The sequence below is a fragment of the Anabaena sp. EIM26 genome (assembly GCF_057568715.1).
In genome coordinates this window covers 1702230-1716162 of record NZ_CM172472.1, presented here as the reverse complement: position 1 = coordinate 1716162, position 13933 = coordinate 1702230, and the positions used below count along the sequence as shown (strand labels likewise).

The following is a 13933-nucleotide window of genomic DNA, read 5'->3' as shown; positions in this document are numbered from 1 at the left end:
CGGCGAAGCCGTGCCGTAGGCATAGGAGAAACTCCTAACTCCGAACTCAGGTAACCCGGATTTCTCACTCTCACTAGCAACAGACTAAAATTAAAAAGTATTTGATCAAAGAGATAATGTTATGGCTGCAAAAGTAGAAATTTACACTTGGGCTACTTGCCCATTTTGTATACGTGCTAAAAGCTTACTTAAGAACAAGGGCGTTGATTTTATTGAATACAGCATTGATGGAGATGAGGTAGCGAGAAATCAAATGTCTCAAAAGGCAAATGGAAGACGTTCTGTACCCCAAATTTTTATCAATGATGATCACATTGGTGGTTGTGATGATATTTATGCTTTAGATCGTCAAGGTAAATTGGATGATTTGCTAACTGCGGGGTAGATGCAGTTACGCAAAATTTAGCTGAAAACTAACTATTACATTTTTGGTGATTGAGGTATAAAGGGTGAAACTGGCTTTTATTATTGATCCCATCCATCAACTTGACCCATGTCATGATACAAGTGTTGCGCTCATGGAAGCAGCGCAAATACTAGGTCATGAGGTTTGGATAACTCAGGCTAACTTGCTGAATGTTGTGGATAGCAAAGCTTGGGCTGTTCTACAGCAGGTAGAACTTGTACCAGTGGAATTGGTGGAAAAACGTTGGGTAGCGGCGAATCCCTGGTATCAGTTAAGTTCTAGTGTCTTAACTCCCTTGGAATCAATGGATGCTGTATTTATGCGGACAGATCCACCTGTTAATGATTCTTACCTCTATGCAACCTACATTTTGGATTATATTGACCAAAATAAAACTTTGGTAATTAACAATCCCAATGGTATCCGCAGTGCAAATGAAAAAATGTATGCGCTTCAGTTTACTGAGTGTATTCCTGAAACAATTGTTAGCGCTGACAAGCAAGTTATTCGCCAATTTGTGGAAGCTAAGGGCGCAACAGTCCTCAAACCACTGGGAAATAAAGCCGGAGAGGGGATTTTATTTTTGCAATCAGGCGATCGCAATTTTAACTCTATTGTTGAACTCAGTACCCTCCAAGGTCGGGTTCCAGTCATGGTGCAAAACTATTTACCAGCAGCTAAGGAAGGAGACAAGCGGATTATTTTGCTCAATGGTGAACCTATTGGGGCGCTCAACCGCCTTTCCAGTGGTAGTGATTTTCGCAATAATATGGCCACAGGTGGTACAGTAGCTCAAACCGAAATTACCCCCAGAGAGCAGGAAATTTGCGCCTTAGTAGCCGATAAACTACGTCAAGACGGCTTAATTTTTGTTGGTATTGACGTGATTGGTGGCTACCTAACAGAAGTCAATGTCACCAGTCCGACAGGAATTCGGGAAATTGACCGTTTAGATGGTACACTTCTGGGTCATCAGGTCATTCAATGGCTAGAACAGTCACTGAAAACAAATTGACGCTTACAGGGTATTTTGAGCGAAAATTTGAGTTGTAAACCCCGTCCGTCTAGAACGGCTTTTCTTGGTCTTGAATATACATCTAATGAAATTTGGGGTAGCAATTGAATTGCTTACCCCTACCCTAGTCAAATAAACCCTAAAACTAACTAAGAAATTTTATACAGCACTCAGTCGAAACTGAGACTGCAAATTTAATCTAAAATCTCAAATCTACAATCACTTAATTTTTGGGTGGAGTCCTCCGTCTTTGTAGAAAATCAGGAATATCTAACGAGGGTTTTTCTTTCGGTTCGGGAGTTGGGTTGGGTTGATTTACAGTTGGTTGTGGTGCTGGTTTCCTGGAAGTTGTGGTGGGAGTTACTGCCCTAGCGTTAGCTACAGTTTGTTGTGTTGTGGCTTGGATTTCACCAGTAAACCCAGTGGCAATCACAGTAATTCTCACTTCGCCTTGGAGTCTGTCATCAATTACTGCTCCAAAAATAATATTGGCGTTGGGATCAACCACTTCATAGATTGTTTCCGCAGCAGCATTGACTTCATGTAGGGTCAAGTCGCTACCACCAGTGATATTAAAGACAACTCCTCTAGCTCCTTCAATAGAACATTCTAGCAATGGAGAGGAAATTGCCGCGATCGCAGCTTCTCTAGCTCTAGATTTGCCAGAACTAACACCAATCCCCATCAATGCCGATCCTGCATCTGCCATTACTGCCCGGACATCGGCAAAGTCAACGTTGACCAACCCAGGAATCGTAATAATATCAGAAATACCTTGTACCCCTTGACGCAACACATCATCTGCATAGCGAAATGCTTCTTGTACAGGTGTTTGTTCAGGAATCACTTCCAACAGCTTGTTATTGGGGATAATTATCAGGGTATCCACACGACTTTTTAATCCCTCGACCCCTTGCTCTGCTTGGCTGGTGCGTCTGCGTCCCTCAAACACAAATGGCCGGGTAACTACACCCACAGTCAGAGCGCCCATTTCTTTAGCTATTTCGGCAACAATTGGGGCTGCACCAGTACCAGTTCCGCCCCCCATACCGGCAGTGATAAATACTAAATCCGCACCTTCTAAAGCCGTAGCAATCTCATCACGAGATTCTTCTGCCGCCTTTTGACCAATGGCAGGATTACCCCCTGCACCTAAACCTCTTGTTAGCTTCTGTCCAATTTGCAACCGACTAGGAGCGCCTGCTAAGGTTAGAGCTTGGGCATCGGTATTAATTGACCAAAACTCCACCCCAGAGACATCAGACTCTATCATGCGGTTCACAGCATTGCCGCCGCCACCACCCACACCAATCACTTTAATATTGGCAACTCGGCCGGGAACAATTTCACCAATGCGGTTATTTTCCGTCATCTTCTTACTATCATGATTTTGTCCGAAGTTCAGCCCAGAGCTATTAAAGGGGTTGTTGGAGTTAACTGCTAAAGATAATCCTGGTTGTCCCATAGCTTGGGTATTTTTATAGGTAAATTCTTGGTTATTATCAAGTGTCATTGGATTTATGAGAGATAGATAAACGACTTTTTCCGGTGTGATTCACCTAAGAGTCAACTATGGTTTCATACTGCCACAATCTCTGGCAATGTTTTTATTGTTCTCACTGCTGCCAATCCGGTTTGGTTTGGAAGTGCGATAATTAGCTATGGGAAAAGCTTTAAGCACAGGAGATTTACTAAAAATTAGCACTGCTCTTTCTATGAAAAGCTTTCTCACAGGAGTACGCGATGCTGCGGTCGGGGTAGCGATCGTGCAACTTATTTTTAGAGAAGTATAACTACATTGTCAGAAGATCAATCTATATAACTTGATCTAGAAATATTTTTCAACTAAATCTGACAGGGCTAGTCATCTTTTACCAGAGCAAGGTAATTCTTGCAAGCCTACACTAACCTGAAGGTAGGTACAGTGTAAGCAGTTGACTGCTATGTTGCTGATTTTCGTCCCGGTATGTCCTTAGTCTGCTCAATATCCTCCCACTGTTGCTGCTAAAATTTTTATTAGTAATCAATTTTACAACTTACGTTGCATCTTTCTTAGTTAATTACTAAATATTAGTGAAATGAATGTATATCTTTACCCCCGTTACTAAATTAAAATACGTAAAAAAGCCATTCTATCTGATTTTAGAGTTGATTTCCTAAAGATTATAAAGTAGTTGTTATACACCTTAGCAGAGTAAAAGCAACTCCACACTCAAAATTATCAACAGACCATAAGAGTTGTCAGGATACAAGATTAGGACAGATGATCTGCCTTCATCAGAAGGTATCAATTGAGTATCTGTTACTCTTTAACGATTGTCTATCATTTATCCTGCTATTTTAATCAAAATTTAATACCAATTTTTGTTTCGGTGGCGCAGACTGTGAAAATAACAAATATCTTTAGGGATAGAAAAGTACTTGATTTCTAAATAGTATTTGCTCAGTCAAACAGTCTAGTGCAGGATGGCGAAAATAACTATCCAGTGAGAAAAGTTTAAAAAGCTGATAAAACTTGCTTTTTTACCTCCTAGCTTATGCCTCCTTGCACTAAAGCTGCTTAGGGATTTTGGAGATTGATTTTCATTTTTTGGTTCATTTGTACTAAGGGATAGTCAGGATTTTTGAGATCAATGTACGCTATTTGTCCAGGGTTTAATTTTGTAGGTAAATGCTGCATTTGGACAAGGACTTTGATTTTTTCAGGTAATTGGGTATTGGGAAGACCGAAATGTACATTTCCTAGTTCTGTTTTCAAAATCAAATTTGTGGGATCTTGACAATCAATTTCTGTTACCTTCACAGAACTTTGACTGATAGCTTGATAAAGTTGAGTCCAGTAAGAACGGTATTGTTCTGGTAAACCAATAACTTTGAGACTAGGCAATTTGCTAGTGGGATTAAGTGAAGTGTATTTTTCCAAAGGCATCCAAGCACCACTGGCATCTAGTAAACCCACATCACCTTGTTGGCTCTGGTTACTGCTATTTTGCAGACATGATTGTGGTGTGATTGCGGCAGACCTTTCCGAACTTCTAGACTGAGGATTGCAACTAGTTGTTTTTTGTCCTGAGAAGGTGTATGTCATTGCTACTGGCAATCTTTCCTGAATTTCGATGATCAACCCAGGAGGAAATAAACGACGGCTGACACTTGCTTGTGCAATAGCTGGTTGTTGCTTCAAAGTTGCGGCAATTGCAGATGGTTCCAGTCGCCATAAAGATTGGGGATAGGATAGGGCTAAAAGTGATTGAATTTTCTGCTCCGACAATAATTGGTTGCTTGATGTCATAACTATTTGCGTGGGAGCTTTTAGCACCCACATCGGCTGGATTGTCACCCAGAGTAATCCACCTGCTAGACCACTTGCGGCTAATGTTCGCCAAATGGTTTGAATAATTTTCGTCCGCCGCTGCCGACGTAATTTTTGACGGCGCTGGGCTAAATCCCTACGGGAAACTGAGACTATACCGGCCATTAAAACCCCTTTCTGGTTTCAGTCCAATTCATTTAGATGCGATCGCCTGATCAACTTTGATTTAGAAAATACATATGCTTCCTGGTAAAGGTACGCTTTAATCATGGCATCAACCCCAAGCATTCCCTTGAGAGTTGATTGTAGCCATAAGTTTAGTAACTTCCACCTCAAAACTGATTTTTAATTTGCCATTTCCAGGATTTATCCCAATTCAGCGTGTTCTCAGTGTTTTAAATCACAGGATTTTCCTCCTCAACTTTCACTAAAAATGCTTGTAGTCGCATCCGTTCAATATAAGGCCAACCCCCCTCTGACTCAATATCTTTGAGAAGTGAGTAAAGTCTTTGGCGGTTATCAGGCAAACTATCTTGAAAAATTCCATCACGAATTTCTCGATGTAGCTTTTCTAACTGTCGCAGCAAAGCTAACAGTGAGCTAACATCTCCTTGACAAGCTTGGGCTGAATCTTTCACAGCAGTGGTGATCACCTGTAACTTCTCGGTAAGTTGCTCTGATTCAGAATTCTTATTGTTGCTCATGCAAATCTCTCCATGTATACAGGGTAAACTCAAATTTACCCAAGATCTTGGGTTTTCTTTTGTTTATTGGTCTTAATTTAGTCAGCTGCCACTTTAGACCGAAAGTGAAAGCCCTGCTTTGAAAGTTCTGGTCAGATTGTAGAATCAAGCGGGAAGCCGAGAAGCCACTTGGCTTTTAGATAGTGGAGGAACGGCGACACGAGGGATTTTAGATAGTTTCCGGCAAACGTGCCAAAGGGAAGCGATCGCTTCTAAAACAAAGCAATGAAGTGTAACACAGCCTCTACTGCAACTAAATGGGATCGATAAATTCTTATTTCCAATTAGAGTGCTTTGATTTTGAGTTAAAAAAAATCGTATGATCTGGCTGAGTTGACAACTTTAGATATTAATTTTCACATTGAGGTTGACCATGAGATATCGCGCTTTAATTGTTGCATTCTTGGCTTTATGCTTAGGGCTAATCACTGCTTGCAGTGACGCTCCCTCCTCTAGCACCAGAGATTTACTCACTTACGAACAAATTCGCGGCACTGGCTTGGCGAACAAATGCCCCCAACTGGCAGAAACAAGCCGAGGTTCGATTCCCCTGGATACCAGCAAGTCCTACGCCCTCAAAGAACTGTGCTTAGAACCAACTAGTTACTTTGTTAAAGAAGAACCTGCTAACAAACGACAAGAAGCCGAATTTGTACCTGGCAAATTGTTAACTAGATATACCTCCACCATTGACCAAGTACAAGGTGACATCAAAATCAACCCAGATAATAGTCTCACCTTTGTAGAAACAGATGGTCTTGACTTCCAAGCTATCACTGTCAAACTTCCTGGTGGTGAACTGGTTCCTTTCTTGTTTACAATCAAAAACTTGGTTGCACAAACACAACCTAATCTGACCAGTATCAACACTTCAACGGACTTTGAAGGTACTTTCAAGGTTCCTTCTTATCGTGGTGCGGCTTTCCTAGATCCCAAAGGTCGTGGTGTCGTTTCTGGATATGATAATGCTGTAGCTCTCCCTGCCCAAGCGGATGATGACGATTTGACCCGCACTAACGTTAAGCGTGCAGAAATCCTCAGTGGCAAAATTTCTTTACAAGTTTCCAAAATAGATAGTTCTAGTGGAGAAATCGCTGGTACTTTCGTGAGTGAACAGCCCTCTGATACAGATTTAGGTGCTGGTGAACCCAAAGAAGTGAAGATTCGTGGTTTATTCTACGGTCGAGTTGAAAATCGCGGCTAAATTCTCTTGATTGCAAGAGTTTACATTATAAAGTTTAACCCAACTATCCTCCTTGTTTCAGGGGACAGTTGGGTTTTTTAACGGAGACAGAGAACTTGCATCTACTCCCCAACGCCTCTAGTTTCCTCAGTAAATCAACATAAATGAAATGGGATTGTTTAAAAATCAGATGAATTCAATGGAATTGATTACGTACTATTACACACAAATAACTTTTACTGATTGAGAATAACAATGCTGTTTATGCCGGGATACTTATAAGTAAATATTATATTGCATTTGTTAAATTAAGTACGATCTCGGTTTGACATTGAGGACAGAATTGTATATTTTGATTCTAAAGCTTGATTATTTAATACGATACACCACATACAAAATTCCATTGAGAAATAACAAAAAACCAATTCAGATATAAATCACACTAAATTTTCAACCCATCCCAGATAATGACTGAATCGCCAAAAATTGTTACTTCTGTATCTTAACCAGAAGATTATTGATCTGGACAGAGGGCGATATTCTGCTTACCGCAGGCATCGCTAAGACAAAACGCTACAGCCATATTTGAGAACGATTACTCAAATTAACCATTTATTGAATACCCAATGTGCCATGCCTACCACAGCCACGAACGAACTGAAACATGAAATTTCACAGTTGTTGAGAGAGTATCAGACATCTCCCTCAGAACGCCTTCGCAATCAACTAGTGAAACTAAATTTTGGACTAGTGAGAAAAGAAGCTCACTACTGGATCAATCAATGTCAAGAGAGCTATGACGATTTGCTCCAGGTCGGCTGTTTAGGTTTAATTAGAGCTATTGAAAAATTTGAACTTTCTAAAGGCAACGCTTTTAGTTCTTACGCCGTTCCGTATATCAGAGGGGAAATTCAACACTACCTTAGAGATAAAGGTGTGACTATGCGGATACCCCGACGGTGGTTGGCTCTACAACAGCAAGCAATTGGGGTTTCTCGTTCTCTACGCGAAAAATACAACCGCCAACCTACAGACGCAGAAGTAGCAGCAGGATTAGAAATTTCCCACAGCGAATGGCAAGAGATTAAATTAGCCTGGGTTAATCGTTCTCCTTTAAGCCTAGATGTACCTGTATTGGATGGAGAAGAGGGTGCTACTTGCTTAGGCGAGTTGGTTCCAGATCCTCGTTACCGGAGTTTTCAACTAGCCCAAGAAGACCAAATGCGTCTGCACCAAGCACTAATACAGCTAGAAAACCGGACTCGCGAAGTTGTAGAGTGCGTATTTTTGCAGGATTTAACACAGAAACAAGTTGCTGAACATTTGGGTATTAGTGTTGTTACTGTTTCCCGGAGAGTCAAAAAAGGGCTAGATTTGCTCAAACAACTCATGGGTACAGCAGAAGATTAACTGCCAACAAGCTTAAACTGTGGTTGTGCTGGAATGACAGTGTTAAAAACAACCCTCGAAATGTCAAAATGTAGGTTATAAAGAAACAGACTTCGCCTTTAATGCAAATTGTAGGTGTGTCGATTTCCACAAGTAAACTTTCCTATAGCTTTCGAGAACAGCTAATGGGTATAAAAACACAAATTACAGCTGCGGGTATTTTAAGTTTAGCGATCGCTGGATGTACTATAGGTAGCACGCCTGAAGCTACTAACACTCCTAGCCCCGCTAACTCTGCTAACCCCGCGCCAACTTCTGAAGCGACAGCGCCCAAACCACCGGCAGATTCAGCCTTTATCAATCCGGTGGTGCCTCCCCGACCTAATCAAAATGCGATCGCTAGTGGTGGCATTATTCAATCAACTCAAGTCCAGCCACGTTTGCTAGAGATCCAAAAAGGGCGGACTGACCCCTTTGGCCAAATAGTCACAAATCCAGCGGCTCAAACGCCTAGCAATTCAGTCCCAAAAGCAGTTCCTAAATTGCCTCCCTTACCGACTCCAATCAAACCACAAACAAATCAAAATAGAACTCCAGGGCAAACAAACAATCCATCACAGGTAGGACAACAGGGCAAACCTAATGGCAAAATTGCTATTCAAACAAAGCCCAAACCTATATCAGCCCCAGTTCTGCCTAAGCTACAACCTCAAGTTATAGCCAAAGCACCCATAGTACCTGTATTACCACCACAACCACAACCAGATTCCGCAAAAGCGGTTTTAGTAAGTGGTGTAGTTTTAATTGGTAAACAACCCCAGGCAATTATCAAAGTACCAGATGAACCAACCAGCCGCTATGTACAAAGTGGACAACGCTTGGCAAATGGTGTTTTGATTAAACGCATTGAAATGAACCGAGGATCTGATCCCGTTGTCATTTTGGAACAATACGGTATTGAAGTAGCTAAATCAGTGGGAGAAAAACCAGCCAACGCTGATCCATCAAAGACTGCTGCTGCTGGCAATTCTATTTCAATGGTGACACTGCTTTAAAATTTTGTGATAATCTAAACCCTGACGGTGATTTAAATGCGGCTGTCAATCTGAAAAACAGATTAGCTTAACCGTGTCTCCCTCATTTGGGAGTTCCGTACACGGGTTTTAAAAAAACCAAAAATAAATTTAATTACCGGAAATATCCGGTTTTATATTATTTTTATGGAGCAAACTCAGAAAAAAATTGAATTCACTAATTTACCTTTAGCCGTATATCGGGAAATAGCAGCCCATTTGCGTCAAGTAGAAGGAGTAGAAGTGGATTTAATTCCTCAGACATCTTCACAATTTGATTACAATCAAAGCCAAATTAGTAGTTTGTCTATTTCGTGGAAACTAAATACCAACGAGGAAAGAGTTAAGCAAATTTTGGCTTATTATCAAAACCTCTATGGTGCTTCTTCTTTGTCATAGTATTAGCTGGGAATTTTAAATAATATTAATGGGGTGTTTCTCTGGAACACCCTTTTTTAGTGTTGTAGTTACAGTAGAACATTCTTTTTTCCGTAATCTTTTTTTTCTCACGCAGAGTCGCAGAGGCACGGAGAGGAGGAATTTTATTGTAGGTATGATTAATATGAATCCAGAGTACGAAATTCGCATTAAGCATTTTGCTGTTTTAAAGGAGAAATATCAAGCAAGTAATTATGAGGATTCTTCTCCTTCTAGTCTGCTGTATCTGATTTTGCGAAAAGTTGATTTAGAATTAGAACTTAGTGAATTAGAGTTCAATTGGTTACGAGAAAATCAACTAACACAAACAATTGAAATCATTTGGTTACAGAAATTTAGAAATGGTGAACTCAAAAGGCTAGAAGATGAATTTTTTCAGTTGAAAGCTAAGTATCAAATTACTAAATCTTGTGAATCATCATTAGATAGTTTTCTATATCCTATACTTTGGAAACTTGATCAAGAAGGTAATTTAGATAATCATGAAATTCAATTACTTCAAGATAATAATTTATCTCAAATAGTGGAAATAGCTCAAGATATGAAGGATTTTGCTATTCTAAAACAGAAATATCAAGCTACTAAATATCAAGAGTCATTTCCTGATGAGGTACTCTATCCAATATTCAAAAAATTAGACAAGTCTCAACATTTGGATGATTCTGAATATGAATGGTTGATAGATCATGAATTATTTGAAACTATAGAGATTTTTGAACAACAAGAGTTGAAGAGAGAAGAAGAGTTAAAAAGACAAAAAGAGTTAGAAAGACAAAAAGAGTTGGAAAGACAAGAAGAGTTAGCAAAACAAGCGAAATTCACTCAACTGAAAGAGAAATACAAAGCTAATAAATACTTCGAGGCATCTGTCGCTAGTAGATTATATGAAATATTGCAAAAACTAGAGGAAAATAAAAAGTTAGCTTATTTTGATGAAGATTGGTTGAACAATAGAGGGCTGAAACAAACAATTAAGATTGCTAAAGAGCTTGAATTCAAAAGAGAATTTATTGAACTAAAAGGAAAATACAAAGCAGATAAATATGCAGATTTATCACCTGATAGTGATTTGTATGTTATTCTCAAAAAACTTGAATCAGAGAACAATTTAAGTAAGAATGAGTTGGAATTTCTGCAAAAATATCAATTGACAGATACATTAGTGATAGCTGATAAACAATATGCTGCTAGTTTAAAACACAAAGCAGAATTAGGAGAGTTTTTAAATGATTCAGAAATTGAATGGTTGGAAAATAATGGACATGAAGATGTTATTAATTTTGCTAAACAAAAGCACTTTACAGCACTAAAAAGAAAGTATGCATTAATAGATCCTTCACTTCCTCTAGATCCATTTTATGCGATTATGGTCAAATTAGAGAAAAAAGAACGGCTAGATCCTGTGTTAGTTGTTCAGCTTATAGAAGAAAAGCTTTTATCTCGTGATGGAAAAATTACTGTTGCACATTACAGGCTAGAAGCTGAGTTTTTAGAACAAGAAATTCAACGCACTGGACACAAATGGCATATTCCCACAGCTAGTAGTTATTGGCGGAAAGCAAATGAAGCTGAACAGGCTTTAAAACTTACTAATTTAGATTTAGGTAAAATCAAAGAAAATAATCTAAAATCAGCCATTTCAGTCACTAGAGGAGCAGCATTTAGAGATATTGATAAATTAAATGATGCAGAAGTTTGTGCCAAAAAAGCTATGGAATATCAGCCTGATAGTCATCAACCCTACACCTTAATGGGTGCTATCTGTTATGACAGATATAACTATGAGGAAGGTAATTATTGGTTTGAACAAGCTATTCAGTGTGGTGCTGATATTGAAGATATAGATTCCGAAATCAAGCGCGTTGTGAAAAATGCTAAGGATGAAAATAAACGTCAAGAAGTATTAGAGTATCTCTTGAAAAAAGATTCAATACGCTATGCTTGGGCTAAAGATTATCTAAAAAAGCAGAAGGATAAGAAATAAAAAAAATTGAATTTAAATCATGTAGAGACTTTTCATGGAATGTCTCTACAATGGGGTATATTAACGGACAATTCATTAACCATAGTAATATTCTTTGGTAATCATATTCTTATAGAGGTTTGGTATTTTACATCTTCCCAGGTTTCAACCCTAAATTATAAATTATCTATGTTACTATGTGATATGATTATAATCTTTAAATACAATACAAATACAGCTTAGATCCAGATAAAGGCTTATGAGTATTTTTTATAATGCTTTTTTTATTAAAACACAGAAGTCTACAACGGAGCTAAAAGAAAATTTTGTCGGGTAGATATTATGCCAGAATCAGAATGGATAGTTTGCAATTTTGGAGATAGTTTTCCAAAAGTACTTTTTGAACCTGGAGATTATTTAACTAAAGAAATTTCTGAAAAATTATGTAACTAAATTATTAATTATGGATTTTATCACCCTTTTAGGATTTGCCGCAGGTTTATTAACAACTATCGCCTTTTTACCGCAGATGTTTCAAACCTGGAAGACAAAATCAGCTAAAGATGTTTCTTTCGTGATGCTGATTACTTTTATGACAGGTTTATTTCTGTGGTTAATCTATGGAATTATTCTTGGTGCTGTACCCATTATTATGGCTAATGGTATAACTTTATTTTTCAATTTTATTATTCTCTGGCTTAAAATTAAATATAGATAACTTTTTTGATAAACCTGTGACCTCATCTGTATTTGACTCTGAACGCCTTCTATTCACCCCCGCAAACCCCAATACTGACGCTATTCCGCTGATTTTCGCTTTTCCCAATGAGTACACTGTGGGGATTACTAGCCTTGGCTATCAGGTGGTGTGGGCAACTCTAGCCATGCGTGATGATTTGCAGGTAAGTCGTTTGTTTACCGATATTCAAGAACAACTTCCTAGACAACCAGAAATACTAGGCTTTTCTATGTCTTGGGAATTAGATTATGTGAATATTTTCAATTTATTAGAATCTTTAGGAATCCCCCTGCGGGCTAGTTTGCGTAATAAACAACATCCCTTAGTTTTTGGAGGTGGCCCAGTTCTCACAGCTAACCCAGAACCTTTTGCTGAGTTTTTTGATGTGATTTTATTGGGAGACGGGGAAAATCTATTAGGGAAGTTTATTGATTCTTATAAAGAAGTTAGAAACGCTGAGAGAGAAACTCAATTAAAAAAATTAGCACAAGTTCCAGGAATTTATATTCCTAGTTTGTATCAAGTGGAATATGAAACTAAAGATGGAGAAATAAAATCTATTAATCCCATTTCAGCGGAAATTCCCGAAGTTATTCAAAAGCAAACTTACCGAGGAAATACTCTCTCTGCTTCTACTGTAGTGACAGAAAAAGCTGCATGGGAAAATATTTTCATGGTGGAGGTAGTGCGGAGTTGTCCAGAAATGTGCCGCTTTTGTTTGGCAAGTTATTTAACGTTACCTTTTAGAACTGCAAGTTTAGAAAATTCTTTAATTCCTGCTATTGAACGAGGTTTAACAGTTACTAAACGTCTGGGTTTATTGGGTGCTTCAGTTACTCAACATCCTGAATTTACGGAGTTATTAGATTATATTAGTCAACCAAAATATGATGATGTGCGGTTGAGTGTTGCTTCGGTAAGAACAAATACGGTGACAGTTCAATTAGCTCAAACTTTGGCGAAACGAGACACGCGATCGCTTACGATTGCTATAGAAAGTGGTTCTGATAAGTTACGTCAAATCATCAATAAAAAGTTATATAACGATGAAATTATTCAAGCGGCTATAAACGCTAAAGCTGGGGGTTTATCGAGTTTGAAGTTATACGGAATGGCGGGAATTCCTGGGGAAGAAGAGGAAGATTTAGAGGAAACGGTGTCAATGATGAAGGCTGTTAAAAAAGCAGCACCTGGCTTGCGGTTAACCCTGGGGTGCAGTACTTTTGTACCCAAGTCACACACGCCCTTTCAATGGTTTGGGGTCAATAAGCAAGCGGAGAAACGGTTACAGTTTTTACAAAAACAGCTAAAACCCCAAGGGATAGAGTTTCGTCCAGAAAGCTATAATTGGTCAATTATACAGGCTTTGTTATCGAGAGGCGATCGCAGAATTTCCCATCTGCTAGAATTAACTCGTGACTTTGGCGACTCTTTGGGTAGTTATAAACGTGCTTTTAAACAACTCAAGGGGCAAATCCCCGATTTAGATTTTTACGTCCACGCTAATTGGTCAACTGAGCAGATTTTACCTTGGAGTCACTTGCAAGGGCCTCTACCTCAGTCTACACTACAAAAGCATTTGAGTGACGCTATGGGTCATTTTCGCTCTGGGTTGGAAGTGAAATAAACGCAGAGGAACGCGGAGGTTAACGCAGCGAAAAGTTCCTCGTT

Annotated in this window: 13 protein-coding genes; 10 read left to right on the top strand and 3 right to left on the bottom strand. The window is 39.0% G+C overall.

What is annotated here, in order from left to right:
* Positions 1–121: 121 nt before the first annotated feature.
* On the top strand, positions 122–385 hold the full coding sequence (gene grxC / locus AC012T_RS07345; protein WP_487064416.1) for a glutaredoxin 3: 264 nt from the start codon (positions 122–124) through the stop codon (positions 383–385).
* 64 nt (positions 386–449) lie between these two features.
* Entirely contained in the window at positions 450–1421 is a 972-nt protein-coding gene (gene gshB, locus AC012T_RS07340) for a glutathione synthase (RefSeq protein ID WP_487064414.1), read from the top strand.
* Between the two features lie 223 nt (positions 1422–1644).
* Here gshB and ftsZ read toward each other — a convergent pair whose 3' ends face one another.
* Positions 1645–2934 carry a cell division protein FtsZ gene (gene ftsZ, locus AC012T_RS07335; RefSeq protein WP_487064412.1) on the bottom strand — a complete coding sequence of 430 codons (1290 nt, stop codon included), beginning with the start codon at positions 2932–2934 and terminating at the stop codon, positions 1645–1647.
* Between the two features lie 148 nt (positions 2935–3082).
* Here ftsZ and AC012T_RS07330 point away from each other — a divergent pair, with 148 nt between their 5' ends.
* Complete coding sequence (locus AC012T_RS07330; protein ID WP_487064410.1) at positions 3083–3214, top strand: hypothetical protein; 132 nt, start codon at positions 3083–3085, stop codon at positions 3212–3214.
* A 767-nt stretch (positions 3215–3981) separates the two neighbouring features.
* On the opposite strand, the gene AC012T_RS07325 is transcribed toward AC012T_RS07330, so the two are convergent.
* Positions 3982–4899, bottom strand: a complete 918-nt coding sequence (locus AC012T_RS07325; protein ID WP_487064408.1) for a cell division protein FtsQ/DivIB — start codon at positions 4897–4899, stop codon at positions 3982–3984.
* A 230-nt stretch (positions 4900–5129) separates the two neighbouring features.
* Complete coding sequence (locus tag AC012T_RS07320) at positions 5130–5438, bottom strand: hypothetical protein (protein ID WP_487064406.1); 309 nt, start codon at positions 5436–5438, stop codon at positions 5130–5132.
* Positions 5439–5850: 412 nt separating this feature from the next.
* Between AC012T_RS07320 and psbO the strand changes: the two genes are divergently transcribed.
* The 7 genes from psbO (at position 5851) to AC012T_RS07285 (ending at position 13889) form a co-directional block, all read left to right on the top strand.
* On the top strand, positions 5851–6681 hold the full coding sequence (gene psbO / locus AC012T_RS07315; protein ID WP_015212390.1) for a photosystem II manganese-stabilizing polypeptide: 831 nt from the start codon (positions 5851–5853) through the stop codon (positions 6679–6681).
* 612 nt (positions 6682–7293) lie between these two features.
* Positions 7294–8070: an RNA polymerase sigma factor SigF gene (locus AC012T_RS07310; RefSeq protein ID WP_487064404.1), complete on the top strand. Its 777-nt coding sequence runs from the start codon at positions 7294–7296 to the stop codon at positions 8068–8070.
* Between the two features lie 164 nt (positions 8071–8234).
* Complete coding sequence (locus tag AC012T_RS07305; protein ID WP_487064402.1) at positions 8235–9104, top strand: hypothetical protein; 870 nt, start codon at positions 8235–8237, stop codon at positions 9102–9104.
* 165 nt (positions 9105–9269) lie between these two features.
* Positions 9270–9521 carry a hypothetical protein gene (locus AC012T_RS07300; RefSeq protein WP_487064400.1) on the top strand — a complete coding sequence of 84 codons (252 nt, stop codon included), beginning with the start codon at positions 9270–9272 and terminating at the stop codon, positions 9519–9521.
* A 163-nt stretch (positions 9522–9684) separates the two neighbouring features.
* A complete protein-coding gene (locus AC012T_RS07295; RefSeq protein WP_487064398.1) occupies positions 9685–11544 on the top strand; it encodes a hypothetical protein in 1860 nt (619 codons plus the stop codon).
* Positions 11545–11986: 442 nt separating this feature from the next.
* Positions 11987–12241 (top strand): SemiSWEET transporter, encoded by a 255-nt coding sequence (locus AC012T_RS07290; RefSeq protein WP_438889261.1) that lies wholly within the window; start codon positions 11987–11989, stop codon positions 12239–12241.
* Positions 12242–12257: 16 nt separating this feature from the next.
* Positions 12258–13889 (top strand): B12-binding domain-containing radical SAM protein, encoded by a 1632-nt coding sequence (locus tag AC012T_RS07285; protein WP_487064395.1) that lies wholly within the window; start codon positions 12258–12260, stop codon positions 13887–13889.
* The last annotated feature ends 44 nt before the right edge of the window (positions 13890–13933 follow it).

Excerpts from the sequence above, each read along its gene's own strand:
- grxC (WP_487064416.1), top strand. The coding sequence starts at position 122 with ATGGCTGCAAAAGTAGAAATTTACACTTGGGCTACTTGCCCATTTTGT.
- ftsZ (WP_487064412.1), bottom strand. The coding sequence starts at position 2,934 with ATGACACTTGATAATAACCAAGAATTTACCTATAAAAATACCCAAGCT.
- AC012T_RS07330 (WP_487064410.1), top strand. The coding sequence starts at position 3,083 with ATGGGAAAAGCTTTAAGCACAGGAGATTTACTAAAAATTAGCACTGCT.
- AC012T_RS07325 (WP_487064408.1), bottom strand. The coding sequence starts at position 4,899 with ATGGCCGGTATAGTCTCAGTTTCCCGTAGGGATTTAGCCCAGCGCCGT.
- AC012T_RS07320 (WP_487064406.1), bottom strand. The coding sequence starts at position 5,438 with ATGAGCAACAATAAGAATTCTGAATCAGAGCAACTTACCGAGAAGTTA.
- psbO (WP_015212390.1), top strand. The coding sequence starts at position 5,851 with ATGAGATATCGCGCTTTAATTGTTGCATTCTTGGCTTTATGCTTAGGG.
- AC012T_RS07310 (WP_487064404.1), top strand. The coding sequence starts at position 7,294 with ATGCCTACCACAGCCACGAACGAACTGAAACATGAAATTTCACAGTTG.
- AC012T_RS07305 (WP_487064402.1), top strand. The coding sequence starts at position 8,235 with ATGGGTATAAAAACACAAATTACAGCTGCGGGTATTTTAAGTTTAGCG.
- AC012T_RS07300 (WP_487064400.1), top strand. The coding sequence starts at position 9,270 with ATGGAGCAAACTCAGAAAAAAATTGAATTCACTAATTTACCTTTAGCC.
- AC012T_RS07295 (WP_487064398.1), top strand. The coding sequence starts at position 9,685 with ATGAATCCAGAGTACGAAATTCGCATTAAGCATTTTGCTGTTTTAAAG.
- AC012T_RS07290 (WP_438889261.1), top strand. The coding sequence starts at position 11,987 with ATGGATTTTATCACCCTTTTAGGATTTGCCGCAGGTTTATTAACAACT.